The organism is Pandoraea sp. XJJ-1 (assembly GCF_026802345.1).
In the GTDB taxonomy this organism is placed as follows: Bacteria; Pseudomonadota; Gammaproteobacteria; order Burkholderiales; family Burkholderiaceae; genus Pandoraea; species Pandoraea cepalis.
Window position 1 is genome coordinate 13,028 of the sequence record NZ_CP113828.1, and the last position, 24,399, is coordinate 37,426.

At 63.2% G+C, this 24,399-nt stretch carries 22 protein-coding genes and 1 pseudogene; 14 read left to right on the forward strand and 9 right to left on the reverse strand.

What is annotated here, in order from left to right; all coding sequences use genetic code 11:
• Positions 1–2 precede the first annotated feature (2 nt).
• The 8 genes from trbE to OYT13_RS24970 are packed head-to-tail and all read left to right on the forward strand — an operon-like array spanning position 3 to position 8,093.
• Positions 3–2,456 (forward strand): conjugal transfer protein TrbE, encoded by a 2,454-nt coding sequence (trbE, locus tag OYT13_RS24935; protein ID WP_046196302.1) that lies wholly within the window; start codon positions 3–5, stop codon positions 2,454–2,456.
• On the forward strand, positions 2,453–3,208 hold the full coding sequence (gene trbJ, locus OYT13_RS24940; protein WP_046196301.1) for a P-type conjugative transfer protein TrbJ: 756 nt from the start codon (positions 2,453–2,455) through the stop codon (positions 3,206–3,208). The genes trbE and trbJ overlap by 4 nt, the downstream gene beginning before the upstream one ends.
• A gap of 11 nt (positions 3,209–3,219) precedes the next feature.
• Entirely contained in the window at positions 3,220–3,519 is a 300-nt protein-coding gene (locus OYT13_RS24945; RefSeq protein ID WP_046196300.1) for a hypothetical protein, read from the forward strand.
• The gene (trbL, locus tag OYT13_RS24950; RefSeq protein ID WP_046196299.1) at positions 3,516–4,865 is read left to right on the forward strand and encodes a P-type conjugative transfer protein TrbL; all 1,350 of its coding nucleotides are present in this window, start codon (positions 3,516–3,518) and stop codon (positions 4,863–4,865) included. Before OYT13_RS24945 ends, trbL begins: the two co-directional genes overlap by 4 nt.
• A gap of 18 nt (positions 4,866–4,883) precedes the next feature.
• Positions 4,884–5,588, forward strand: a complete 705-nt coding sequence (trbF, locus tag OYT13_RS24955) for a conjugal transfer protein TrbF (protein ID WP_046196298.1) — start codon at positions 4,884–4,886, stop codon at positions 5,586–5,588.
• Positions 5,585–6,565 (forward strand): P-type conjugative transfer protein TrbG, encoded by a 981-nt coding sequence (trbG, locus tag OYT13_RS24960; RefSeq protein ID WP_046196297.1) that lies wholly within the window; start codon positions 5,585–5,587, stop codon positions 6,563–6,565. The genes trbF and trbG overlap by 4 nt, the downstream gene beginning before the upstream one ends.
• Before the next feature lie 2 nt (positions 6,566–6,567).
• Entirely contained in the window at positions 6,568–7,851 is a 1,284-nt protein-coding gene (locus OYT13_RS24965; RefSeq protein WP_046196296.1) for a TrbI/VirB10 family protein, read from the forward strand.
• Positions 7,848–8,093, forward strand: coding sequence for a DUF2274 domain-containing protein (locus OYT13_RS24970; RefSeq protein WP_046196295.1), 246 nt, complete (start codon positions 7,848–7,850; stop codon positions 8,091–8,093). Before OYT13_RS24965 ends, OYT13_RS24970 begins: the two co-directional genes overlap by 4 nt.
• 1,058 nt (positions 8,094–9,151) lie before the next feature.
• On the opposite strand, the gene OYT13_RS24975 is transcribed toward OYT13_RS24970, so the two are convergent.
• From OYT13_RS24975 to OYT13_RS25000, 6 genes are all read right to left on the reverse strand, one after another.
• A complete protein-coding gene (locus tag OYT13_RS24975; protein ID WP_063599756.1) occupies positions 9,152–10,135 on the reverse strand; it encodes an AraC family transcriptional regulator in 984 nt (327 codons plus the stop codon).
• Positions 10,136–10,244: 109 nt separating this feature from the next.
• Positions 10,245–11,303, reverse strand: a complete 1,059-nt coding sequence (locus OYT13_RS24980; RefSeq protein ID WP_063599757.1) for a maleylacetate reductase — start codon at positions 11,301–11,303, stop codon at positions 10,245–10,247.
• A complete protein-coding gene (locus OYT13_RS24985; protein ID WP_256943243.1) occupies positions 11,300–12,016 on the reverse strand; it encodes a dienelactone hydrolase family protein in 717 nt (238 codons plus the stop codon). Before OYT13_RS24985 ends, OYT13_RS24980 begins: the two co-directional genes overlap by 4 nt.
• A 15-nt stretch (positions 12,017–12,031) precedes the next feature.
• On the reverse strand, positions 12,032–12,871 hold the full coding sequence (locus OYT13_RS24990; RefSeq protein ID WP_268567942.1) for a Bug family tripartite tricarboxylate transporter substrate binding protein: 840 nt from the start codon (positions 12,869–12,871) through the stop codon (positions 12,032–12,034).
• A 75-nt stretch (positions 12,872–12,946) separates the two neighbouring features.
• Positions 12,947–14,059, reverse strand: a complete 1,113-nt coding sequence (locus OYT13_RS24995) for a muconate cycloisomerase family protein (RefSeq protein WP_063599758.1) — start codon at positions 14,057–14,059, stop codon at positions 12,947–12,949.
• The gene (locus OYT13_RS25000; RefSeq protein ID WP_268567934.1) at positions 14,056–14,838 is read right to left on the reverse strand and encodes a chlorocatechol 1,2-dioxygenase; all 783 of its coding nucleotides are present in this window, start codon (positions 14,836–14,838) and stop codon (positions 14,056–14,058) included. The genes OYT13_RS24995 and OYT13_RS25000 overlap by 4 nt, the downstream gene beginning before the upstream one ends.
• A gap of 169 nt (positions 14,839–15,007) precedes the next feature.
• Between OYT13_RS25000 and OYT13_RS25005 the strand changes: the two genes are divergently transcribed.
• The gene (locus OYT13_RS25005) at positions 15,008–15,892 is read left to right on the forward strand and encodes a LysR substrate-binding domain-containing protein (protein ID WP_012248462.1); all 885 of its coding nucleotides are present in this window, start codon (positions 15,008–15,010) and stop codon (positions 15,890–15,892) included.
• 143 nt (positions 15,893–16,035) lie between these two features.
• Here the strand turns inward: OYT13_RS25005 and OYT13_RS25010 are convergent.
• Positions 16,036–16,182, reverse strand: a pseudogene (locus OYT13_RS25010) (LysE family translocator); the annotation flags it as partial.
• Positions 16,183–16,326: 144 nt separating this feature from the next.
• Here OYT13_RS25010 and istA point away from each other — a divergent pair.
• From istA to OYT13_RS25030, 4 genes are all read left to right on the forward strand, one after another.
• Positions 16,327–17,967 carry an IS21 family transposase gene (gene istA, locus OYT13_RS25015; RefSeq protein ID WP_060983852.1) on the forward strand — a complete coding sequence of 547 codons (1,641 nt, stop codon included), beginning with the start codon at positions 16,327–16,329 and terminating at the stop codon, positions 17,965–17,967.
• A complete protein-coding gene (istB, locus tag OYT13_RS25020) occupies positions 17,964–18,728 on the forward strand; it encodes an IS21-like element helper ATPase IstB (RefSeq protein ID WP_060983853.1) in 765 nt (254 codons plus the stop codon). Before istA ends, istB begins: the two co-directional genes overlap by 4 nt.
• A 77-nt stretch (positions 18,729–18,805) precedes the next feature.
• Positions 18,806–19,075 (forward strand): hypothetical protein, encoded by a 270-nt coding sequence (locus tag OYT13_RS25025; protein WP_268567935.1) that lies wholly within the window; start codon positions 18,806–18,808, stop codon positions 19,073–19,075.
• A 114-nt stretch (positions 19,076–19,189) separates the two neighbouring features.
• On the forward strand, positions 19,190–22,105 hold the full coding sequence (locus OYT13_RS25030; protein ID WP_003049965.1) for a Tn3-like element IS1071 family transposase: 2,916 nt from the start codon (positions 19,190–19,192) through the stop codon (positions 22,103–22,105).
• Between the two features lie 1,121 nt (positions 22,106–23,226).
• Here OYT13_RS25030 and OYT13_RS25035 read toward each other — a convergent pair.
• Both OYT13_RS25035 and OYT13_RS25040 read right to left on the reverse strand, forming a co-directional pair.
• Positions 23,227–23,508 (reverse strand): type II toxin-antitoxin system YafQ family toxin, encoded by a 282-nt coding sequence (locus OYT13_RS25035; RefSeq protein WP_011114071.1) that lies wholly within the window; start codon positions 23,506–23,508, stop codon positions 23,227–23,229.
• The gene (locus OYT13_RS25040; RefSeq protein ID WP_011114070.1) at positions 23,495–23,758 is read right to left on the reverse strand and encodes a type II toxin-antitoxin system RelB/DinJ family antitoxin; all 264 of its coding nucleotides are present in this window, start codon (positions 23,756–23,758) and stop codon (positions 23,495–23,497) included. Before OYT13_RS25040 ends, OYT13_RS25035 begins: the two co-directional genes overlap by 14 nt.
• A gap of 172 nt (positions 23,759–23,930) precedes the next feature.
• Between OYT13_RS25040 and OYT13_RS25045 the strand changes: the two genes are divergently transcribed.
• Positions 23,931–24,359, forward strand: coding sequence for an antirestriction protein (locus tag OYT13_RS25045; RefSeq protein ID WP_011114069.1), 429 nt, complete (start codon positions 23,931–23,933; stop codon positions 24,357–24,359).
• Positions 24,360–24,399: the final 40 nt, after the last annotated feature.

Genomic DNA, 24,399 nt, shown 5'->3' on the forward strand with positions numbered 1-24,399 from the left:
CCATGCTGAACCTCGCCGAATACCGTCAGCGCCCGGCCTTGCTCGCCGACTGGCTGCCCTGGGCCGGGCTGGTCGCGCCGGGTGTCGTCTTGAACAAGGACGGCAGTTTCCAGCGCACGGCCCGGTTTCGCGGGCCTGACCTCGACAGCGCCACGCAAGGCGAGCTGATCGCCACCAGCGCACGGCTGAACAACGCGCTGCGCCGAATGGGCTCGGGCTGGGCGCTGTTTATCGAGGCCGAGCGCCGCGCTGCCGCCGACTATCCGCACTCGGAGTTTCCCGAACCGCTGTCGTGGCTGGTGGACGAGGAACGGCGCGCGGCCTTCGAGGAATCGGGTAACCACTTTGAGAGCGGTTATCACCTGACGCTGGTGTACCTACCTCCCGAGGAATCCCGCGCCCGCGCGGCGGGCATGTTGTACGAGAACCGCCCTACCGAAGGCGTGGACTGGCGCGAGCGCCTGACTGCCTTCATCGCGGAATCGGATCGCGTCTTTGACTTGCTTGATGGCGTGATGCCGGAGATTGCCTGGCTGGACGACAGCCAGACGCTGACCTACCTGCACGCGGCCATCTCGACGCGACGCTATCGCGTGGGCGTGCCCGAGGTGCCATTCCACATCGACGCGCTGCTGACCGACTCCGCGCTGATCGGCGGCCTGGCGCCCATGCTGGGCGACCAGCACCTCCGGGTGGCGACGGTGCGGGGCTTCCCGACCTCGACCTGGCCGGGGATTCTGGACGACCTCAACCGCCTCGGATTTGCGTATCGCTGGAGTACGCGCTTTCTGTGCCTCGACAAATCCGAGGCGGAACGGGAGTTGGGGCGCTTGCGCCGCCAGTGGTTCGCCAAGCGCAAGAACGTCATCGCACTGCTACGCGAAACGATCTTTCAGCAGGAGTCGCCGCTGGTGGACACGGATGCCGCGAACAAGGCCACGGATGCCGATGCCGCCTTGCAGGAGCTGGGCTGCGATCAAGTCGCCTTCGGCTACCTCACCGCCACGGTGACGGTGCTCGATGCCGACCCGGCCGCGGCCGACGAGAAGCTGCGCATGGTGGAGCGCGCCATCCAGAGCCGGGGCTTCGTCACCATTCCCGAAACGCTCAACGCCGTGGATGCGTGGCTGTCCTCGCTCCCCGGCAACGCCTACGCCAATGTGCGCCAGCCCATCGTTTCGACGCTGAACCTGGCGCACATGATGCCGGTGTCGGCGGTATGGGCCGGGCCAGAGAAGAACGACCATCTCGGCGGCCCGCCGCTGATCGTCACCCGCACCGATGGCGCGACGCCATTTCGGCTGGTGACGCACATCGGCGACGTGGGCCACACGCTGGTCGCCGGCCCGACCGGTATGGGCAAGTCGGTCTTGCTCGCCACGCTGGCGATGCAGTTCCGCCGCTATCGCGGCTCACGTATCTTCGCCTTCGACATGGGGCGTTCCATGCGCGCCACCATCCTCGGGCTGGGCGGCGAGCACTACGACCTGGGCACGGACGGAGAAATCGCCTTCCAGCCGCTTGCCCGCATCGACCGCGAGAGCTACCGCACCTGGGCGGCCGAATGGATCGAAGGCCGCTTGCGGCACGAGGGTGTGGCGGTCGGCCCGGACGAGAAGACCGCGATCTGGTCTGCACTCGGCAGCCTCGCCGGTGCGCCGGTGGAGCAGCGCACGATGACGGGCCTGTCGGTGCTGCTGCAATCGAACGCGCTGCGCCAGGCGCTCGCGCCGTATGTGCTCGGCGGCGCGCACGGCAAGCTGCTGGACGCCGACCACGACCGGCTCGGCATGGCCGACGTGCAGTGCTTCGAGATGGAGGAGCTGATGCACAGCAAGGCCGCCGTCATGGCCGTGCTGCATTACCTCTTTGCGCGTTTCGATGAACGCTTTGACGGTGCGTCCACGCTGCTGATCCTCGATGAAGCGTGGCTGTTCTTGGATGACCCGGTGTTTGCCGCGCGCATACGGCAGTGGCTCAAGACGCTGCGCAAGAAGAACGTCAGCGTCATCTTCGCCACGCAGTCGCTGGCCGACATCAAGGATTCGAGCATCGCGCCGGCCATCATTGAAAGCTGCGCAAGCCGCATCTTCCTGCCGAACCCGCAGGCGACCGAGCCGCAGATTCGCACGATCTACGAAGGCTTCGGCCTGAACTCGCGGCAGATCGAGATCGTTGCCACCGCGCAGCCCAAGCGCGACTACTACTACCAATCCCGTCTCGGCAATCGCCTGTTTGACCTTGACCTGGGGCCGGCGGTGCTCGCCTTCGCGGGCGCTTCCACGCCGCAAGACCAGCGCGACATCGACGCGGTGCTCACCGCGGCTTCCACCGCTTCTTCCCCGTTCGCAGCCGCATGGCTGCGCCACCGCAGCCTCGATTGGGCGGCCGAGCTGCTGCGTGACTTCCCCGGCACGCCGCTCGTCCCCACCCATCCGCAGGAGAACCAACCATGAAACTGCATACCCCCAAGCTCGCCGCGTTAACCGCCACCTTCGTGCTCGCTTTCGGCATCGCGCAGCCCGCGCACGCGCTGTTCGGCGTCGGCGACATCGTGCTCGACCCGACCAATCTGGTGCAGAACACGCTCACCGCCGTTCGCACGCTGGAGCAGATCAACAACCAGATCCGCCAGCTCCAGAACGAAGCGCAGATGCTCATCAACCAGGCCCGCAACCTGGCCAGCCTGCCGTCCAGCGTGGTGGGCCAGTTGCGCGCGAACCTGGCGACCACCCAGCGCCTCATCGCGCAGGCCAAGGGCCTGGCCTACGACGTGACGAACATCGACCGCGAGTTCGCGCGCCTGTACCCCGAGAAGTACGCCGCCACGGTGAGCGGCAATCAGATGTACCTCGATGCGCAGGAGCGCTGGAAGAACACGCTCAACGGGCTGCAGACCACTATGCAGATGCAGGCCCAGGCGTCGCAGAACCTGAGCGACGACGAAGGCGTGCTGGCCGACCTCGTGGGCAAGAGCCAGTCGGCAGAAGGCGCGTTGCAGGCGATGCAGGCCATGAACCAGTTGCTGGCCCTGCAGGCCAAGCAGTCGATCCAGACGCAGCGGCTGCAGATCACCCAGGATCGCGCGGCCTCGCTGGAGCTGGCGCGGCAGGCTGCCGCCGTAGAGCGCGGGCGCGAGGTGAACCGGCGGTTCCTGGGCTCGGGCACGCCGTACACGCCGCAGCCCGTTGACTTCTACAACCGCTGACAGGTGATGCCATGAACCGCGCGCCTGTCCTGTTCGCCTGTTTGCTGGTCGGTTGCGGCCAGCAGCAGGCGCCTTCGGTCGATGCACTTTCGGCCAATCCAGTGCGGCTGCACGCGCTGAAAGAGCGGTGCCGCGCGGGCGGGCGCGACGGCGCGTTTTGCGCGCAGGTGGCCCAGGCCGACCTGCGCCGCTTTCTCTCTGGCAAGGCCGGCCCCGGCGAGTACCAGACGTTCGCCGACCTGCCGCCGATTCCGCCCAGCTTCGATGAGCCCGCCGATGACAACGGGCCTGGGCAGGAGAACTCGCCATGAATGACGTAACCATCATCGACCGCTTCCTCGATACGTTCTCGCGCTACATCGACTCGGGCTTTGGTCTGCTGCATGGCGAGGTGGCGTTTCTCACGGCCACGCTGATCGTCATCGACATGACGATCGCCGGCCTGTTCTGGGCGATGGGCCACGCCACCGGCCAGGGAGAGGACGTGATCGCCAAGCTGATCCGCAAGGTGCTGTATGTCGGCGCCTTCGCCTACATCATCGGCAACTTCAACTGGCTGGCCGGCATCGTGTTCCGCTCGTTCGCGGGCCTGGGCCTGACGGCCAGTGGCTCGACCTTGAGCATGGAGAACTTCCTGCAGCCGGGCAGGCTGGCCAAGGTCGGCATCGACGCCGGGGCGCCGATCCTCAAGCAGATCGGCGAGATGGCGGGATTCCCCGAGGTGTTCGTGAACATCACACCCATCGTCGTGATGTTCCTCGCCTGGCTGATCGTCCTGCTGTGCTTCTTCGTGCTGGCGATCCAGCTTTTCATCACGCTGATCGAGTTCAAGCTGACCACGCTCGCGGGCTTCGTGCTGGTGCCGTTTGCCCTCTGGAACAAGACCGCGTTCCTCGCAGAAAAGGTCTTGGGCAACGTGGTGTCCTCGGGCATCAAGGTGCTGGTGCTGGCCGTCATCGTGGGCATTGGATCGGGCCTGTTCGCCGAGTTCCAGGTGCAGCCGGCCGAGCCGTCCATCGACCATTCGGTCGTCGTCATGCTGGCCTCGCTGACCCTGCTGGCGTTGGGCATCTTCGGGCCGGGCATTGCGACCGGGCTGGTGTCGGGCGGCCCGCAGCTCGGCGCGGGCGCGATGGCCGGTGCCGCGCTGGGCGCGGCCGGCGCCGCGGTTGCCGTGGGCGCAGCGGCCACGGGTGTCGGTGGCGCCGTCGCGGCCGGCGCGCGCATGGCCCCGGCTGCGGCCAAGCTGGCCGGCAGCGGTGCGCGTGCCGCTACCGGGGCGGCCAGCAGCGCGAAGTCGGCGTTTCAGGCCGGTTCCGCATCCGCTGGCGGTGGCCTCAAAGGCGCAGCCGCTGGCGTGGGCAATGTCGCCAAGACCGGCGCGCAGGCAGCCGGGCAGAAGGTAGCGCAAGGCGCGCGCTCGATCCGCGAACGCGCTGCCGCAGCGTTCAGCGCCGACGCGCCCGCATCCGCAGGTGGTGGCGCCCCCAGCGGCGATGCGCCTCCCGCCGCTCCGCAGGAGCAACCGGCCTGGGCCAAGCGCCTGCACCGACGACAGCAGCTCACCCACGCCGCGACGACCGCCGCCCACACGCTGCGCGGTGGTGATGGCGGCGGCTCAGGCCAAGGGCCGAGCCTGCGCGATTCCGATTCCTGATCTTCAAGGAGAACACCCATGCGATTCAAACGCCCGCAGGTGCGCTATGCCGATACCCCGCAGCCTGCTACCCCTTATCAATTTGCTGCCCAAGTGTGGGACGAGCGCATCGGCTCGTCCCGCGTGCAGGCGAAGAACTGGCGCTTGATGGCCTTCGGCTGCCTTGCGCTCGCGCTGCTGATGGCCGGCGGCCTAGTCTGGCGCTCGGCGCAATCCATCGTGACGCCCTATGTGATCGAGGTCGATCAGGCTGGGCAGGTGCGTACCGTGGGCGAAGCCGCTACGCCGTACCGGCCCAGCGATGCCCAGGTGGCCTACCACCTGGGCCGCTTCATCGGCCTGGTGCGCTCGCTGTCCATCGACCCCATCGTGGTGCGGCAGAACTGGCTCGATGCCTACAACTACACCACCGACAAGGGCGCCGTGGTGCTCAACGACTACGCCCGCGTGAACGATCCGTTCGCGCGCATCGGCAAGGAGTCGGTGACGGTGCAGATCACCAGCGTGACCCGCGCCAGCGACACGTCTTTCAACGTGCGCTGGACGGAAACCCGCTACGTCAACGGCGCGCTGGATCGCACCGAACGCTGGAACGCGGTGATTTCCATCGTGCAGCAGACCCCGCGCACCGAGCAGCGCCTGCGCAAGAACCCGTTGGGCATCTACGTCAACGGGCTGTCGTGGAGCCGTGAACTCGATTCTTCCGAAGGAGCCAAGCCATGAATCCGTATTTCCGTAAATCTGTCTTGCCGCTGATCTTGGCTGCGCTTGCGGGCTGCGCCACGCAAGGCAAGCCGCCGCCGGCCATCTCGCTTGATGAGCCCGTGCAGGCCCAGCCGCTGCCAGAGGCGCCGAAGCCGGTGGAAGTCGTGACCGTGCCCGAGGTGCTGCCGATGCCGGCGCAGATGAAGCCTGTACCGGATGCCAAGCCAGCGGCGGAACCCGCCGACGAAACCGTGCGCGTAGCCCGCGCCAATGCCGAGGCGCGCATCGCGCCCACGCGCGAGGGCTACGTCAATGCGATTCAGGTGTGGCCCTTCACCGACGGCGCGCTGTATCAGGTCTACGCGGCCGTGGGCCGCGTGACCGTGATCGCGCTCCAGCCGGGCGAGGAGCTGGTGACGGTCGCTGCGGGCGACACGGTGCGCTGGATTGTCGGGGACACATCGAGCGGCAGTGGTGATGCGCTGCGCGTCAATGTGATGCTCAAGCCCATCCGCTCGGGCCTGAAGACGAATCTTGTCATCACCACAAGCCGACGCACCTACCTGCTGGAGCTGACCTCGACGGAAAAGACGTGGATGGCGTCGGTGTCCTGGGAGTACCCGAAAGACAAGATGCTGGCCCTGCAGCGCCAGGCGCAGGCGGCGAGCAGCGCCGCGCCCGTCGATACCGGGCTGTCGCTGGAGAAGATCCGCTTCCGCTACGCGATCAGCGGCAGCACGCCGCCGTGGAAGCCGCTGCGCGCCTTCGATGACGGCCAGAAGGTCTACATCCAGTTCCCGCCGGGTATCGCCCAAGGCGAGCTGCCGCCGCTGTTCGTGATCGGCGCGCAGGGCGACGGGCAGTTGGTGAACTACCGCTTCCGCTCCCCGTACTACATCGTGGATCGCCTGTTCGGCGCGGCCGAACTGCGCTTGGGCGGGGACAAGGGCGACGTGGTGCGCATCGAGCGCACGGATGGCACGCGGAGGAACTGACCATGAGCCAGGACGATATTTCCGACCATGCCGCGCCGCAGGCCGGCAAGGTGGCGCCGGAGGCGATGGCGCTGCGCGCGCAACCGCGTCCGGTCACGCGCCTGAACCGGCGCACGCTGGCCATCCTCACCGGCGGCCTGTCGGTCGCCGTGCTCGGGGCCACGATCTGGTCGTTGCAGCCGCATCGGCGCGGCGCGGGCGAACAGACCGAGCTTTACAACGTGGATCGCGTGTCCAAGTCCGAAGGGTTGGACGGCCTGCCTTCGGACTACTCCAAGCTGCCGGCGAAGGTGCCGGAGCTGGGGCCGCCGCTGCCGGGCGACCTCGGCCCGGCCATCGTGAAGTCCCAGCAGCCCGTGACACCGACCTATGCGCCGCCGGGCCACGACCCGGAGGATGCGCGGCGCAAGGAGGCCGCCGCTGCGGCGGCCTCGACGGTGTTCTTCCGCTCGGGCCAGCAGGGCAAGGCCGCAGCGCCTGCCGCAGCCCAAGCCGCCACGGCTGCGCCGGGCAGCGCCTTGGCGGGCTTCGACCCGCTCGCCGCCGGGCCGGCCTCGACGGCGGCCCAAACTCAACAGTCCGCGTCCGACCCGACCGCTGTGCAAAACCGGCAAGACCAGAAAGAGGCTTTCCTGAAAGGCGGTTCTACGGAAACCCGCAATTCCGGCCATCTGCAAATGCCCGCCTCGCCGTACCAGGTGATGGCCGGAACGGTGATCGCTGGCGCGCTGGTGACGGGCATCAAGTCCGACCTGCCGGGTGACGTGATCGGCACGGTGACGGAGCCGGTCTACGACTCGGCCACGGGCAAGTTCCTGCTGATCCCGCAGGGTTCGCGCATCCTGGGCAAATACAACAGCCAGGTGAGCTACGGGCAGAGCCGCGTGCAAGTGGTGTGGAACCGCATCATCCTGCCCGACACGTCTTCGCTCACGCTCGACAACCTGGCGGGCACCGATCCGGCCGGCTATGCCGGCCTGGAGGATGGAGTCGATTGGCATTGGGATCGCGTCTTTGCCGGTGCGGCGTTGACCACGCTGCTGGGCGTGGGCGCCGAGCTGGCCGCGCCGCAGAACCGGCAGGACGGCAACCGGGTCATCATCGCCGGACAGGGCAGCTTGCAGGACAGCGTGAACCAGGTCGGTCAGGAGATGACCCGGCGCAACATGAACATCCAGCCGACGCTGACCGAACGGCCCGGCCTGCCGGTACGGATCATCGTCAACCGTGATTTGGTGCTGCGGCCATACCAGCCGCTGTTCTTCAACAGGGGGGCGATGCGATGAACACGACCAAGAAACTGCGGCTGGGGCCACTGCCCAAGACCGAGAGCGTCAAGCTGACCTTTGCTTGTCCGGCCAGCTTGAAGGCCGACCTCGACCGCTACGCCGCGCTGCACGCGCAGGCGTACGGCGAGGTTGTCGATGCCGAGAAGTTGATCCCGCACATGCTGGAGGCGTTCATGGCCGGCGATCGGGGATTCAGGAAGGGCGCAAACACTAAGACCATGCCGCTGAAGCAGTCCTGACCATATTGGCATCTTCACCATCGACCAGGAATGAAAGCGCAGCCCAAGGGCTGCGCTTTCGCATTTTGGAGGTGGAGTGCGATGGCCTGGAGGCTAGGATGGCGATGCGACTCAGCCCGCCACGATGCCCCTGCGTTTCCCACCGCAAAGCGCCTATGTGGCACCTGGCTCAAAAAACGGCCGGGACACGCAACGACGAGAATTGGGCCTAACCTATTGCCCCGTAAGCCCTTTCGCACTGCTACTCGTCCGCATCAAAGACTTGACAGCGGACATTTTTCAACATTGCGTTGAATGGAGTCTAGGAACGCCTGCTCATCTCAGCTATCCGCTGCGCGAATATGTATATGAATCAGAATCCGGATTGCGAAAATCCAAGGGATATCCCCAGAGTCCGAAACTGGTGAAAATAGAAAGACCCCAGGCGACATGCCATGCGGCCGGCCTTAGCGCGTGCGCGTACTTTCTTAATTGTTGAATTGATCGGCTGGGCGATTCCGTACCTTGGAGCGGCGCCAAGAAGGCCGTATCAGACGGATGTCAGCGATGAAGAGTGGAGCTTTGCTGCGCCGTACCTTGCTTGCCTTCATGGCCGAGGACGCTCCGCAACGCGATCCATTGCCTTAACGAACTGAGGGCTTGGCACTCCGGGGCGTCCACACACGCTCTCAGGCTGGTACTGCTAAGGTGCTGTGTTGGCTGCCTCCGCCGCCTGCGTAAGCATGGGGCATAGACCAAGGGCAGGATCAGGATCACCACGTCTGCGGCACCGAGATAAGCGATGAAGCGATGGATGGGGGAATCCGGTTCGCTAACACCAGGCAAGACGCCACAGCCCATCCGTCAGGCAACATTGACTCCAGTTGCCGTCACGCGGGTCAGCAAGGATTTGAGCCGGTCTGGAAGGACGGTGCCAAGGCCTCGAACGGTTCGGCCCCGCAACAGCGGCAGCCCATCCTGCAGATCCTGCAGCGCGCAAACCAGTCGTGCTCGCGAGAGACATACCGGCCGTCGCTACGCCGTAGCGTTCGGCATGCACTGACGCTGCGATATCGCAGTCAGGAGAGAGCGCAACACCGACGCTGCGCCGTCTGGTGCGGTGACTCTCCGAAGCGTTGCCGGTAGTAGGCGGCGAATCGGCCGAGGTGGCCGAATCCGTAGAACAGGGCTGTCTCGGTGATGTTGGCACTCGGGTGCTCGGATAGCCACGCATGGACAGCATCCAGGCGCATGTCTCGTAGCAACTCCATGGGGCTCATCTGCCGGTGACGTTGACAAGTCTGCTGGAGGACCCGGGCGCTGACGCCGGCCGCACCTGATAGGTCTGCCAGTCCGATAGGCGCCCCAAGGCGCTCACGCATATAGTCTTCCATGGCCTGAAGCCGGGCGATGGGGTCGCGCGCAACGAAGTTCCGATCGCTCGACTCGCGCGGCAAACTACAGGAACTGGCCGCGCGCAGCAGCGAAGCCAAGCCCTGCTCGATATGCTCCACCCACGCGGCGGACTCTCCCGCGCAGGTCGGTGCGGACGACGCACCCAGCAACACCTGGACTAGCAGCAGCCACTGCGCATCCAGCCCTGCTGGCAAAGTCGCAAGCGGTGCGATCGGTGCGACGTCATCTGACTCGATCATGTCGCGCGGGATTTTCAGGATAAGTTGCTCACATCCTGCCTCCCAGCGCATGCGCCAATTTCGCCGTGGCGCCATCCAGCCGGTGCGCCCTTGTGGCAATACCATATACTGGCCGTCAACGGTCAATTCTGCGGCGCCTCTGATCGAATGATGCACCACGATGAACTCCTCGCTCGGTCTTGGTGCAATTTCGACCTCTGCACCATAGCGAAAGGAGAACAGGGTTAGGCGCCGCGCGCGTGCCTTGTACAAAGCCGCATCGACGTTGCCCGAACGCCATGTCAGGCTATGGTCGGCCAACTCTCGCGCTGCCGCGTCATGCATGCGCACGGCCTGATGGGACTGGAATACACGTTGTCGGTAAAGGGCGTGGAAATTCCTCGGAGGAGAGTAGGACAGATGCGCCATCGCAACCTCGTGGTGGTGTTGTTGTGTTCACTCCGCCCGGCTGTGCGGCTGGAGTGGCCAACGCCTGGGGCGTCAACTTGTATCAAAAGAAAATTCCATGCCAACCTCCTCAAGCGGAAGGCGGGCGTCCGTGGTACGCATCGCGCAGCAATGCAAGCAATGCGTCTCGATCCAGTTCCCGCGGATTGGGATAGCGGTCCTGCAATGCCAGGTCGCCAACATGCTCAATATCCTCCTCGTGCATTCCGAGATCGCGCAAGGCCACGGGTGCGCCATTGTCGCGAGCCAATTCGTACAAGGCCGTGGGTGGATCGTCATGCCCCAGGGCAATGCGCAGCACACGCATTGCGTCTGGCACCGCGCGCGCGTTATAGGCCAGCGCGTGGGGCAGCACGACCGTATGGGTCTGGGCATGAGGGAGATCGAGCGTTCCTCCCAGCGTGTGGCACAGCTTGTGGTGCAATGCCATACTGACGTTGCCAAGCACGCTCGCGCAGAGCCAAGCGCCATAAAGCGCGTCGCCGCGAGCCTGAAGATCTCTTGGTGATTGATACAACTTGGGAATCGCGCGTACCGTCGCTGCGATTCCTTCCTGGGCCATGATGGTAAGCAGCGGCGTGGCATCTGGCGCATACAGGCCTTCAACTGCATGGGCTATTGCATTGATCGCGCTGGTCACGCTGATGCTAAGAGGTAGCTCTAGGGTCAGCCGGGGCTCGTAGATAACTGCACGGGGCATGACGCGCGCGTCGCGGCCGGTTTTCTTGACGCCACCCTCTGTGATACCGAAGATGGACGTCATCTCGCTACCTGCATATGTCGTGGGCACAGCGACGATGGGCAACTCTGTACGGAGCGCCACGATCTTAGCGAGTCCGATAGTAGATCCCCCACCAATCGCAATGACGCCATTAGCCTCACTCGTGCGCGCAATCTTGCAGGCCTCCTCAGCCACCAAAGCGGGTACATGCATGGTCGCACCATCGTAGAAGGCTGCCACGTGGCCGATGACCGGCTCGGCCACTTGCCGTCCCAGGGGCGCCTGCTCAGGCGTGGTCAACACGAGCGCCCGGTCAATGCCGAGACGTTCCAGTTCCTGCGGCAATCGGGCGAGGCTATCGGGTCCAAAAATCACCCGCGGGGAACGATAGTCGTGAATGAAATTCATGGCTTCTTGCTCTGCAAGGGCGCCAGGAAATCCAGTGTACGTTCGTTGGCCAACGCCGCGGCACTCGCCACATAGCCCGGACTGCTCGTCCTGGCGAACGAGTGTCCGGCCTCTTCGTACCAGTGCACTTGCAGCAATGGATTGGCACCGAAGCCTTCAGTAATCAGCTGGCGGCTTGGCGCGGGCACGAAGTGGTCTTGGCCGCCCATGTGAAACAACGCCGGATGCTTGACTTCCGGGACCTTGTTGAGTTGCTTCTCCAGTCCAACACCGTAGTAGCCTACGGCGCGATCCACGTATCCTTTGGCGGCCACTAGAAAGGCAAGCGCACCGCCCAGGCAATACCCCACCAATCCCACCTTGCCGTTGCTGTAGGGTTGGTGTCGCGCATAGCGGATAGCAGCCTCCAGATCGCCCACGCCGGCCTCCATGTCGAAGGCCTGCCAGAGCTTGTAGGCTTGCTCTCTCTGCGCCTCATCCTGCGGATCGAGTGCTGTACCTGGCGCCTGGCGCGCGTACAGATCAGGGCAAACTGCCGCATACCCCTGGTCGACCAGCCATGACACCGTTTCTCGCATGAACGCGTTCACACCAAATATTTCTTGAGCGATCACAATCACGGGAGCGGGCGCTTTGGCCGGCGAGCCCACGAGCGCGCCGAATGTATGCCCGTCATACGATTGAATCGATATCCCTTCAGTCAACATCTTCATCTCTCCGATTACAGTTCATTGGGTGTTGAGTCGATGGTGGACGATCAACTGGCCCCATCGGTCGATCTCGTTGTCCCATAAGACGCCCAGAGCTTGCGATGTTCCCCCCTGCGCTGAAGCGCCGATATCCGCCAGCGCCTTTTGTACCTCCGGGGTCTTCAGTGCTTCATTCATTGCTGTGTTGAGCACCTTGACGATGTCCGGCGAGGTACGTGACGGCACAAATAAGCCAAACCATGTCAGGACCTCGAACTTCGGAAGGTCGGCTGCTTGCGCCAGGGGAGGAATCCCAGGCAATGAGGGCGCGGGTTGCAAGCTGGTGACACCCAGCGCACGCACCCGTCCAGATTTGATAAACGACTGCTGTGCGGTGATCGAATCGACCATCATGGAGACTCGCCCCGCGATCAGGTCGGCGGCAGCTGGCGTGCTCCCTTTGTAGGGCACGTGGAGCAGGTCAACCCCGACCTGAGCGGCCAGCAGAGCGGCCGCCAGATGGATCGACGTCCCCATGCCTGCAGAGGCGAATGACACCTTACCGGGGTTGGCCTTTGCGTACGCTAGTAGGCTCCTGGCATCCTTGTATGGGGAATCAGCCGGCACCACTAGAACGCTGGGGATAGTTGCCAACAGCGCCACGGGGGCAAATGCTTTCCGAGCATCGTAGGCGACGTTCGGATAAAACCACTTGTCCACTGCCAGCCCTGTCGAGTTCACCAGCAGCGTATAACCGTCAGCCGGGGAGCGCGCGACCTCCGCGCTGCCGATGATCCCGCCCGAGCCCGGACGATTCTCCACTGTCACCGGCTGCCCCAGCGTTTGCGACACGCGCTGGGCCAAGACACGAGAAACCATGTCGATTGCACCGCCCGGCGGGAATGGAACGATCCATCGAATGGGCTTGCTCGGGTAGTCTGCAGCACTCTTCAATCAACCCGCGCGGGTGAAGTGGCGCAGCTTGTCCGGATCGATATCAACACCCAACCCAGGACCCGAGGGCAACCGAATCTCGAAGTCCTTGATCTCGAGTTGGGTCTGCGTAAGCGTGTCGGCTAACACCCAGGGCCCTAGCAGTTCACATCCGAAGGGCATCGTCGGCAATGTGGCATACACATGGAGAGCAGCAGCGGTGCCGATTGATGAATCCAACATGGTGCCCCCATAGGACGCAATGCCCGAGGCTTCCGCGATCGCGGCGACCTTGAGGGTATTTGCCACCCCGCCCATGTTGCACAGCTTCAGCGAGAAGGCGTCGACGCAATGATGGCGCGCCAGTTCGAAGGCGGACGCCAGCGAGCTCAGGCTTTCATCGGCCAGGATGGCCACCCCGTTGTCGGCCGACAGGCGCCGAAGCGCATCGAAGTTGCTGCGTGCCACCGGCTGTTCGACCAGTTCGACACCGGCCGCCTCCAGGCGCGGAATCCACACCGATGCCGTGTTCTCATCCCAGGCCTGGTTGATATCGACCCGCACCGCAGCACGGTCACCGACGCGCTCGATAATCCTCTCGATATGGCGCAAATCATCTGCCGGGGAGCGCACGCCAAGCTTGATCTTGAACCGGTTGTGCCGACGCCGCTCGATCATTTCCTCGGCGATTGCGATGTCCCGCTGCGTGTCGCCGCTCGCCAAGGTCCAGGCAATGGGGATACCCTGCTGGATCGCGCCGCCGATCAAATCGCTCAGCGGCAGGTTCAGAGAGCGTGCCTTCAGATCATGCAGCGCAACGTCGATGGCCGCCTTGGCCGAATAGTTTCCGGTTACGGCGCGCTCCATTAAGTGCTGGAGCTCTCGCAGATTTGTCGCGTCCTTGCCGATCAGGAGCGGCGCCAAGTACGTTTCGATGATGACCTTGATGGTTTCAGCGCATTCGGAACTCCAAGTCGGCCCACCTACGCTGCTGCCCTCGCCGATGCCGACAAGCCCGCCCGCACGGATCTGCACGATCGCATAGCTCTGCTTCTGCACCGTGGTAAACGACATCTGGATGGGACGCGAAGCGGGGACGTCCACCAGCGTCACATCGATCGCTTCGATCTTCATGCCACTTTCTCCGTAGCCGACTTGCGTTGCTCGGCCTGCTCACGCTCGATTACGAAGTCCAGAGTCATGACCCGCACCCCGTCCTCGATCGTCTCGGGCGTAATCAGGTCGGGGGTGACGCCGTGACAGCAGTCATCGTCCACCCATTTGCCCCCTTCGAAGTAGTATTGCGTGGTCAACGGTTCGAAACCGTCCTTGCGCACCTTGAAGTGCACGTGCGCCGGACGCCAGGTATGGCTGCCCAGGTGGCCCAGCAGACGCCCAGTCGGCCCCTCGGAGGGGATCTGGTATGGCACTGGCATCGTGGTGCGCACGCGATAGTTGCCCTGGGAATCCGTCACGAGTTTTCCGCGGTAGTAGTCCACGGGGATGTTGTCGTGGATCCCGCTGTACAAGCCATCAGGCGTCGAGTGCCACACGTCGATGACAGCGCCGGCGAGCGACTCGCCCGTGTCCGAGCTCACCGTACCGCGAATGATCAGCGGTTTGTGGTCGTCGGTATCGTAGGTCTTGAGGACGCCTTCAACTACAGGAGCACCTTCCAGGAAGTACGGCCCCTGGATCGCAGGCGCAGAGGTCCGCGAGCGCTGCGCCTTGCCTTCGATGATGGTGCTGTTCAGGAAAACATCCAGAAGCAGCGCGGTTTCCCGCGTCTGTGCGACCTCGGTGAGATAGTCGACACCCGCGCGGTATTCGGCTTCCGTGACGCGCTTGTCCAGCAAAATTTTGCGTACTGCCTCGACGATCGCGCCTGCGACCTCGGCAACTCGTTTATCCATGACTCGTCTCCTTTCAAGATTTCATGGCTGAAACACCAATGAGTTGGTGCTTCAAACATGAATGCTAAGATTCGCGTGTCATGCGGTCCAATACCTTTTTTTGGCCTTTTTGATACGGGATCGGTATGGATTGGCGGTGCTCACCCTAGGGAAAACCAGAGGTTATTAAATGGAATTTCGGCAGCTTCGCTATTTCATCGCGGTCGCAGAAGAGGGAAATATCGGTGCTGCGGCAAGACGCCTGCATATTTCTCAGCCGCCCATTACCCGACAAATACAGGCCCTGGAACAGGATCTCGGTGTGGTGCTGTTTGAACGCACGCACCGCGGCGTAGAACTGACGGCAGCGGGTACAACATTTTTAGAGGATGCCAGGCGCCTACTGCACGTTACCGAGATCTCAAGGGTGAGATCACGTGCAGCATCGCGCGGTGAAATCGGGGAATTGCGCGTCGCCTATTTCGGAACCGTCGTTTTGCATACGCTACCGCTACTGCTGCGGCAACTCTTGTCGGTTGCTCCCTCGGCAACTGTGTCCTTGACGCAGATGAGCAAGAACCGCCAGATTGAAGCGCTGGACGCTGGCACCATCGATATCGGGTTCGGGCGTTTCTACCCCTATCAGGAGGGTGTAGTTGTCCGAAACGTAACCAATGAGAGGCTATTTCTGGGTGCGCAAAAGTCGCGCGCTCGCTCGTTTGGTGAGCAAGTTCATTGCAGCGCGCTTCGTAACGAGCCCTTGATCCTGTTCCCGCGAGAAGGACGCCCCAGTTTCGCAGACGAAGTCATCGGCGTATTCAAAAACGCGCGAGTGGAGCCAAAGGTTGTCGCCATAGTTGAAGACGTCAATGCAGCCATGGCTCTGGCGTTGGCCGGCGTCGGCGTGACAATTGTTCCCGAGACAGTAGCCATGATTTCGTGGCCTGACTTCGGCTTCACTGAACTCGTGGGCTCCAAGGCCACTGTACCGGTCAGTTGTATCTACCGTCACGATCACATTGCGCCGATTCTGAAAACATTCTTGAACTTGCTACCTATTCGAGAATCGCAATAGATGCCAATCGTTAGGTTGTCGAGCCCGCAATTCGGCATAACACTGGCCGTAAAGCGGGCATCAATCGCTGTACTCCAACTCTTACTGCGACATGGCTCACGCTAAAAGGAAGGCACGCGCAGCGAGGGCAATGCCCGACGCAATCAGCGCCGGGCCACCGCTATCAGTACTCCGAAGCCGACCAGCCGCCCGCCGAAGGCACGGTCGATCCAATGGCGGAAAGCCAGCAGACGATCGCGCACGGCACCGGCAGAGAAGCATAAGGCCACCAGGCTAAACCAGCCCATGTGCCCTGATGGCCACCCAAACTCCCCCACTTATGGCCACCTCAAACTCCCCCACCTGAACTGATCGGGGATAGGGGTTAAACGCCGGCGCCGTCGGCACCTGTTGGCAGGACATTGATCCGGTCTTCCTCGAGGGAAGGCCAAGGAGTGAATGTCTTGAAGTCCAACCAACGCGCCACCATAGAGACACTGCTGGAGCGCAATACATCGCAACGCGAGATCGCCCGCATCACGGGCATCGACCGCAAGACGGTCAGGAGCTATCACCAACGCTGGCTGGAGCAACTGCAGTCAAATTCCCCCGGGGTGGCCACCGGCTCGGCCCAGCAAATTCCCCCACCCTGGCCACCGGCTGCTGTGCCGGTGGCCACCTCCCTGTGCGAACCCTGGCGCGAGTTCATCGAAGCCCAGTTGCGTCTGAAGCGCAACGCCATGGCCATCTTCCAGGACCTGGTCGACCAGCACGGATTTACTGGTCAGTACAACTCGGTCAAACGCTTCTGTGCAAAGCTGCGCCACAAGGAGCCCGAGCAGTTCGACCGCCTGTCCTTTCTGCCTGGGGAGGAGATGCAGGTGGACTACGGCGAGGGCGCGCCCACCCGCGTGCCGGGCAGCGAGCGGTACCGCAAGCCCCGCCTGTTCGTGGCCACGCTGCGCTACTCGCGCGCCAGTTTCCGCTGCGTGGTCTGGAAGTCCAGCCAGCAAATCTGGGCCGAGTTGCACGAGCAGGCTCTGCGGTACTTCGGTGGCTGCCCGCAGTACGTGGTTCTGGACAATCTGAAGGAAGGCGTCTTCAAGCCCGACCTGTACGAGCCCGAACTCAACAAAGTCTACGCCGCCACCCTGGCGCACTATGGCGTGGTGGCCGACCCGGCGCGGGTGCGAGACCCCAACCGCAAGGGCACGGTGGAGCATGCCATTGGCCACACCCAGGCCACGGCCTTGAAGGGCCGGCGCTTTGAGTCCATCGAGGCCCAGAACGAGTTCCTGGCGCACTGGGAGAAGAGCTGGGCAGCCAAGCGCATCCACGGCACCGAGCGGCGCCAGGTGCAGGCCATGTTCGAGGAGGAGCGCAGCCACCTCAAACCTCTGCCGCTCCTGGGCATGCAGTATTTCGAGGAGGCGGTGCGCACCGTCTGCGACGACAGCTGCGTGCGGGTGGATCACAGCAGCTACGCCGCTCGCCCGGCGAACATCGGCTCCAAGGTGCTGGTGCGCATCTATGCCCAGCGCATCGAGATCCGCGATCTGCAAACCGGCGCCCTGCTGCGCACCCACGCCAAAGCCGAGCGCCCCGGCACGGTGGTGCTGCCCATGGAGGAGCGGGTATTCAATCCTTCGCGCGAGACCCGTCTGATCCTGCGTCAGGCTGGCGAGATCGGTGAGCACGCCAAACGGCTGTGTGAGCTGCTCTTTGCCATCGAGGGTCGGGTGGGCCAGCGCAAGCTCTGGGGCATCGTCAGCCTGGCCAGGCGATACCCAGCGCACTGCGTCGACACCGCCTGCGCACAGGCCCTGGAGCAGGGGATTTACAGCTACAAGCGCGTGCTGGCTTTGACCGAGGCCATCTTTGCCCAGGCGCTCAACGCCATCGAGACCCAGTCCAGCGGTGCGCCCGCCGGCGGCGGGCGCACGCTGACCCAGCAGCACGAGCTCATCCGCGACGCCGATGAGTACGCCGATCTGTTCGCGCACGCTGCGGCCGTCACAGCCACGAGCACGCTCGAGTCCGCCACGGCGAACACCACCACCAACAACACCAACAACGCACCTGGAATTCAGCCATGAACATGATCGAGATCGAACGCGCGCTGCGCGAGCTGCGTCTGTCCGGCATTGCCGAGACCCTGTCCACCCGCGTGATGCAGGCCCAGGCCGCGCAGGAGCCCTTCCTGGAGACCTTTGGGGCCATGCTGCAAGACGAACTGGACCGCCGGCGCTCGCGTCTGACCGAGCGCCGCTTCAAGCGCTCGGGCCTGGATGAGCGGCCCTCGCTGGCTGACTTCGACTGGCGTTTCAACCCGAAGCTGCCGCGCAGCGCCTGCTTCGAGTTGCATACCCTGAAGTTCATCGGCGAGGGCGCCAATGCGCTGATCATCGGCAAGCCCGGTACCGGCAAGAGCCATGTGGCCAAGGCCGTGGCCTACCAGGCAACGCTGCAGGGATACGACGCGCGTTACCTGGAAGCCGACACCGAGTTTGCTCGCTACGCGTTGGCCAGCGACTCAGAGCGCACCGAGCTGCTCAAGGACTGGGTCTCACCGGACCTGATCATCCTCGATGACCTGTTCCTGGCCAGACGCATCAGCGAGCACGCAGCCGAGGTGCTGCAGGCCATCGTGCACCAGCGCTACAAGCTGCGCCGCTCCATCGTCATCACATCCAACCGCGTGGTGCAGGACTGGGGCAAATATCTGGGCGACGCCACCATGGCCACCACCATCCTGGACCGCCTCATGCACCGCTGCGCAATGCTGGAGTTCGAGGGCAAGAGCTACCGCCTCAAGGAGGCTGCCGCACGCATCGCCATCACACCCGAGTCGTCATAATCTGGTCGTCCTGCCTGGGGGAATTTGGGGTGGCCAAGGGTGGGGGAATTTGACCTGGCCATCGGGGCGGTGTGCTCATGGGTACCCGGTTCTGGGCTACCCAGGAGGCCCTCATTCACCAGAACGCCAAAGACCTGGTGGTCAAGGCGAAGGGCGGGCAGACGGTGCGCACGTCGGTCTTCGACATCGCGCGCGGTCGCGTTTGGCCACCAGAGTACACCGGCCGTTTGATGGTCAACGACTTCATCCGCAAATGGCACGGCCACGAAGAGGAACTTAAGGCCGTCTGGAGCGAAGAGAAGGTCCGCGTCGAGAGGGGGTCTCCTCGTTTTCAGTGCAATAAGTGACGGTACGCAAAGCTAGCACTGGCGCGGGGGTGGTCTGGGTAGACCGTTGATTTCATTGACTTTCCTGTTCGCTTTGTAAACGGGTATGGTGGCCTCCCACTTTTGAGGTTCACGATGCAGGGTTGGCACACAACGTTTTTGGGGATGCGTGGGCTCCCCCGCGATATCAGCGACTTCGAGATGAAGGCATTTTTCACCTTCGATGGTGCCGAGCGCGACGCAATCAATGCACGCCGAGGTGATTCCCACAAGCTTGGTCTGGCGCTCCATATTGGTTTCCTGCGCATGAGTGGGCGTTTGCTCGGTGCCTTTCGGGTAATTCCAGTAGCCTTGTGGCGCCACCTTGGCAACGAGCTTGGCATTGCAGCACCAGAAGTCGCCTCGCTGAGAGCCATGTATGAACGCGGGCGCACGCTATTCGATCACCAACAAGTAGCCTGCACGGTCCTTGGATTCCAGTGGATGAGCGAGCACCAGCGCCGCTCACTGGTACGTGAACTGCGCGACGAAGTGGCGCGCTGCGCCGACCGCGATCAGCTACTCGTGCGGGCGCGTCAATGGCTGTACAAGAACAAGCTGGTGATCGTGCACGAGCGGGCAATTCGGACACTGATTGCGGCGGCACTTGCCCAGCTTGAAGTTGAAACAGGCACCGCCATCGCCGCCAGCGTTGATCCAGCAACACTTGATCGCTGGCGAGCCTCAGTTTCAGAGCTGCGCCCAGATGGACAAACCCAGCAGAGTTGGCTATGGGCTGCACCGGCGAAACACTCAACCCGCCAAATCAGCGAGGTACTGGAGCGCATCGACCTGCTTTACACGCTGGACGTTCATAAGCACCTGGCAGACATCCCCGATCTCATCTTGCGCCGCTACGCGCGCCGACTTGTCTCCAGGCCGCCCTCAGCCGGAGCCAAGATCAAAGAGCCAGCGCGCACCGTGGAGGTCGCATGCTTTCTTCGGTATTGCCTGTTCACCACCACAGACCAGTTGATCCTTATGGTGCAGCGCCGGATCGCCGATCTGTGGCGTCAGGCTGCCGCCGATGTCCCCGCTACCGTCAATTGGGCCGCAATGTACAAAACGCTGCTCGGCGAACTTGTTGCCTTGAGCGCGCAAGGTGCGGTGCCAGATGCTGAGTTGCGTGCCCGTCTTGAAGCCTTGATCACCGAAACCCAGAAACGCAAACCACCGAGCAGGGCCTCCCTGGTCCGCGAGGGATTGATTGATGGAATTCGCCCCGTGCGGTCGTTGCTCGTCGCCATTGCAAAGCTGCCCTGGCAGGCCACCGGCGAGCATCCTGCCATCGAGTACCTTGCCAAGCTGCAAGCTTTATATCTCAAAGGATCCAGAAAGCTGCCAGTTGAAGTGGTGGCACCAAGTCTGGGAATGATCTGGCAGGTTTCGATCTCCAGCCCAGACCGGGAACGGGCGTTTCAGGCGTTGGAGGTGGCCACCCTGTTTGCCCTGCGCCGCGCGGTGCGCAATGGCTCGGTCTGGATTGAGCACAGCCTGAGCTTTCGGGGTCGTGCGCGCTTGTTCTTCACGGACGAGCGTTGGCAGGCAGAGTCCAAGAAACACTATGCCCGTCTATCGTTACCCAGCAAGGCTGCCACTTTCTTGAAGCCTTTGCTGGCCAGAGTAACTGCCGGTGTCGATGCGGTGGCCGCTGCAGCCCGCAGTGGCGTACTGCGCGTGGATGATGAACTCCATTTGTCGCCATTGCCCGCAGAGGACGAAGACCCAGAAGTGACCAAGCTGCGCGCGGCTTTGGATCACCGCATCGGTGAGGTTCAATTGCCGGAAGTGATTCTGGCCGTTGACGCCCAGGTGCGCTTTAGCTGGATCATGCTCGGACGTGAGCCGCGCTCTACCGACGAGCTGCTGATGGTCTATGCCGGCATCATGGCCCACGGCACCAGTCTGACTGCGGTCGAATGCGCGCGCATGATTCCGCAATTGTCTGCCACCAGCATTCGCCAGGCCATGCGCTGGGCGCGGGACGAACGGCGTCTGAGCCAGGCCTGCCAGGCTGTGCTGGAATTCATGCAGCGACACCCGATTGCCGCCACCTGGGGGCGGTCCGATTTGGCATCTTCTGACATGATGAGCATGGAGACCACCAAACGGGTGTGGCAAGCCCGGCTTGATCCTCGGCGCAACACACCTTCCATTGGAATCTACTCCCATGTAAAAGACCGGTGGGGCATCTTCCATGCGCAGCCCTTTGTGCTCAATGAGCGCCAGGCGGGCGTGGCCATTGAAGGTGTCATCCGCCAAGAAAAGCTGGAGACCAGCCAGCTTGCTGTGGATACCCATGGCTACACCGACTTTGCCATGTCACATGCCCGTTTGCTTGGTTTTGATCTTTGCCCGCGGTTGAAGGAACTCAAACAGCGCCACCTCTTTGTGCCACGCGGCACCAAAGTGCCCGCAGAAATCGCTGCGGTGTGCGAAGCCAATGTCGACGTCGCTTTGATCGAAAAGCATTGGGATAGTCTGGTGCACCTGGCAGCCTCGGTCATGAGCGGACATGCCAGTGCGGTGGCAGCTCTTGCGCGGTTCGGTTCTGCCGCCCAGGGCGATCCAATCTATGAGGCTGGCGTGCAATTGGGGCGGTTGCTGCGTACGGCGTTTTTGGCTGACTACTTTGTCAAGGACGCTTTCAGGAACGAGTTGCGCCGGGTGCTCAATCGGGGCGAGGCTGTTAACGCCCTCAAGCGCGCCATTTATACCGGCCGGATCAGCCCGGCGCAGGCCAAACGTGTCGATGAAATGCAGGCTGTGGCCGATGCGTTGAGCCTGATGGCCAACATCGTGATGGCGTGGAATACCTCACAGATGCAGGCGGTCCTGGATCGCTGGTCGAACCGCCGCCAGGTCATTCCACCGGAACTGATCGGGAAGATTGCGCCCACCAGGCTGGAGAGCATCAACTTGCGGGGTGTGTTTCGCTTCCCGGTTGACCGCTATGCTGACCAAATCCTGCCTTCGCGGCCAAATGCATCGATAACTGGCACCAATGGATGAAACCGACCACGGTTTGACGCCACGAATCGCAGATTTGAAAGTGAACAGGAAAGTCAATGAAATCAACGATCTACCAACACCACCTCCGCGCCAGTGCTAGCTTTTCGTACCGTCACTTATTGCACTGAAAACGAGGAGACCCCTCACCGGGCCGGTGGCCCTCGCCGCTGGGCTTTGCGGCCCTGACGGGCCTTCCTGGCCCGTTTCCGGGGCCTTCCCTGCCCTGCCCCACCGGCGCGGCCGTTGTGGACAGTTTCGGGACAAGTCGGCCGAGGCCGGCCGGCGCAGCCCTGACGTTGACACTTGAGGGGCAGCGGGGCCGGCGCGATGTTGACACTTGGGGGGCAGCGGCCGATTTCGGCCTGGTCGAGCCGTCCAGGCGGCCGCCGAGGCGGCCTAAGTGCCTGATCGGCATGGAGTTATCCACCGAAGTTGTGGATAACCCTGTTAGGAACCCTGCCCCGGTATTGACACTTGAGGGGCGGCCCTACTGACACTTGAGGGGCGCGGTTCTTGACACTTGAGGGGCAGCGTATTGACACATGGGGGGCTTATCCATTGACACTTGAGGGGCGGCCTCTTCGCGCTTTTCCTTGGCGTGACAACGGTTTACGCGCGTTTTTCGGTCATGCTAACCAGGTTTTTAACCGTCTTTATAACCTTTTTATATAACCAGGTAGTTTTAACCAGAGGCTGGCGAAAAAAACGGCAACACGGCCCAAGCTACCGCGCAGCATGACCGGCCGCCGAAGGGGGGAAACCCCCCTTCTCGATCCCACCCGGCCGCAAGCGGCCTCCCATCCCCCCAGGGGCTACGCCCCTCGGCCGCCTTGCGGCCTCACCCCACAATGGAGCGCCTTCGGCGCTACGGCTTAGGAGAGCCAGGCGCAAGCGCCTGGCGGAAGGCAGTAAGTTCGAGAGCTTGCGAGGGGGCAAAGCCCCCTCACACTCCCCAACCAGGTCGCCGCGGTTCGACCGGCCGCGCGATCCTCAAGCATCGCAGCAGCTCCACCGCCGCAGGTTTTACGCCAAGGAAGGGGGTCGGCCAGCTCGGCCGGTGGCGCGGAAAGCGCCCCTCAAGTGTCAATGAAACGTGAGACGCGGGGCCAGGCCCGCGCCGATCACAAGCCGAGTTCGGAGTGAGAGCCGAGGCGCACCAGGCGCAGCGTGTCGGCGTCGGGCTTCTGGTAGATCAGCACCAGGTCGGGCTTGACGTGGCAATCCCGGTGATCCTTCCAGTCCCCGGTCAGCGCGTGGTCGCGGTGCCGAGGTTCCAGCGGCTGGTCGTCGGCGAGCGCGACCAGGACGGGCACCAGGTCGGCGTCGAGCGTGGCCCGGTGCTGCCCTTTCGCCTCGCGCTTGTAGTCGCGCTTGAACTGGCCGGTGCGCTCAATCTGCCGCATGCAGATCGGCCATCAGATCGTTGACGGTGGCGAAGCGCGGCAGCTTGCCCTTGCGGGCTTCCTTCATCGCCTCGATGGTGGTGGCGTTCGGAATCAGCGGCTCGAAGGGCAGCGCCTTGTCCTGGGCCACCTTCGTGAGCAGCAGCCGCACCGCGTCGGACACGGTAAGGCCCATCGCGGCCAGGACGGCCGCCGCTTCTTCCTTGATCGCGCCGTCGATGCGCGTTTGTACGAGCTGGTTTGCAGCCATGATTGGTTCTCCGGTTGGGTTCGTGAATTACATTGTAATGCACGCCAAGGGAAAGGGCAAGGTTTAGCGGCTAAAACGTTTAGCTAAAGTGCTTGACGATTAGGACATTTTGCCCTAATATAGCACTTGAAGGCCGGGCATTTCGCCCAGGTCAACTACCGGAGAAAGTCCGATGAACACCCAAGAGCAACCCGTTACCGCTTCCCTGGTCGCCGAGGCCCAGCGCCTCGACTTCCTGCCCGCCTACTTCGGCCCGCGTCTGATGATGCGCGGCGAGGCCCTGGTGTATGCCTGGCTTCGCCGGCTCTGCGAACGCTACAGCGGCGCGTATTGGCACTACTACACCTTGTCGGACGGCGGTTTTTACATGGCCCCCGACCTGGCCGACCGCCTGGAGATCGAGGTGGACGGCAACGGCTTCCGAGGCGAGTTGTCGGCCGACGCCGCCGGCATTGTCGCAACCCTGTTCGCGCTGGGTCAGCTCGCGGCCGAGGCCGCCGACACGGACGCCGGCGATGCCCTGATCGACCGCTATCACTTCCTGCGCGGCTTCGCAGCCAGCCACGCCGAGGCGGCCGCGATCTACCGGGCTATTGACTGATGAGGGGCGGCCCCGGCTTCGGCCGGGGCTTCCAGGAGGC

Excerpts from the sequence above, each read along its gene's own strand:
- OYT13_RS25005 (WP_012248462.1), top strand. The coding sequence starts at position 15,008 with ATGGAATTTCGGCAGCTTCGCTATTTCATCGCGGTCGCAGAAGAGGGA.
- trbG (WP_046196297.1), top strand. The coding sequence starts at position 5,585 with ATGAATCCGTATTTCCGTAAATCTGTCTTGCCGCTGATCTTGGCTGCG.
- OYT13_RS25025 (WP_268567935.1), top strand. The coding sequence starts at position 18,806 with ATGGGTACCCGGTTCTGGGCTACCCAGGAGGCCCTCATTCACCAGAAC.
- trbE (WP_046196302.1), top strand. The coding sequence starts at position 3 with ATGCTGAACCTCGCCGAATACCGTCAGCGCCCGGCCTTGCTCGCCGAC.
- OYT13_RS24970 (WP_046196295.1), top strand. The coding sequence starts at position 7,848 with ATGAACACGACCAAGAAACTGCGGCTGGGGCCACTGCCCAAGACCGAG.
- OYT13_RS24975 (WP_063599756.1), bottom strand. The coding sequence starts at position 10,135 with ATGGCGCATCTGTCCTACTCTCCTCCGAGGAATTTCCACGCCCTTTAC.
- OYT13_RS25030 (WP_003049965.1), top strand. The coding sequence starts at position 19,190 with ATGCAGGGTTGGCACACAACGTTTTTGGGGATGCGTGGGCTCCCCCGC.
- istB (WP_060983853.1), top strand. The coding sequence starts at position 17,964 with ATGAACATGATCGAGATCGAACGCGCGCTGCGCGAGCTGCGTCTGTCC.
- OYT13_RS25000 (WP_268567934.1), bottom strand. The coding sequence starts at position 14,838 with ATGGATAAACGAGTTGCCGAGGTCGCAGGCGCGATCGTCGAGGCAGTA.
- OYT13_RS24965 (WP_046196296.1), top strand. The coding sequence starts at position 6,568 with ATGAGCCAGGACGATATTTCCGACCATGCCGCGCCGCAGGCCGGCAAG.
- trbL (WP_046196299.1), top strand. The coding sequence starts at position 3,516 with ATGAATGACGTAACCATCATCGACCGCTTCCTCGATACGTTCTCGCGC.
- OYT13_RS24985 (WP_256943243.1), bottom strand. The coding sequence starts at position 12,016 with ATGAAGATGTTGACTGAAGGGATATCGATTCAATCGTATGACGGGCAT.
- trbJ (WP_046196301.1), top strand. The coding sequence starts at position 2,453 with ATGAAACTGCATACCCCCAAGCTCGCCGCGTTAACCGCCACCTTCGTG.
- OYT13_RS25045 (WP_011114069.1), top strand. The coding sequence starts at position 23,931 with ATGAACACCCAAGAGCAACCCGTTACCGCTTCCCTGGTCGCCGAGGCC.
- OYT13_RS25035 (WP_011114071.1), bottom strand. The coding sequence starts at position 23,508 with ATGCGGCAGATTGAGCGCACCGGCCAGTTCAAGCGCGACTACAAGCGC.
- trbF (WP_046196298.1), top strand. The coding sequence starts at position 4,884 with ATGCGATTCAAACGCCCGCAGGTGCGCTATGCCGATACCCCGCAGCCT.
- OYT13_RS25040 (WP_011114070.1), bottom strand. The coding sequence starts at position 23,758 with ATGGCTGCAAACCAGCTCGTACAAACGCGCATCGACGGCGCGATCAAG.
- OYT13_RS24945 (WP_046196300.1), top strand. The coding sequence starts at position 3,220 with ATGAACCGCGCGCCTGTCCTGTTCGCCTGTTTGCTGGTCGGTTGCGGC.
- OYT13_RS24980 (WP_063599757.1), bottom strand. The coding sequence starts at position 11,303 with ATGAATTTCATTCACGACTATCGTTCCCCGCGGGTGATTTTTGGACCC.
- OYT13_RS24995 (WP_063599758.1), bottom strand. The coding sequence starts at position 14,059 with ATGAAGATCGAAGCGATCGATGTGACGCTGGTGGACGTCCCCGCTTCG.
- OYT13_RS24990 (WP_268567942.1), bottom strand. The coding sequence starts at position 12,871 with ATGGTTTCTCGTGTCTTGGCCCAGCGCGTGTCGCAAACGCTGGGGCAG.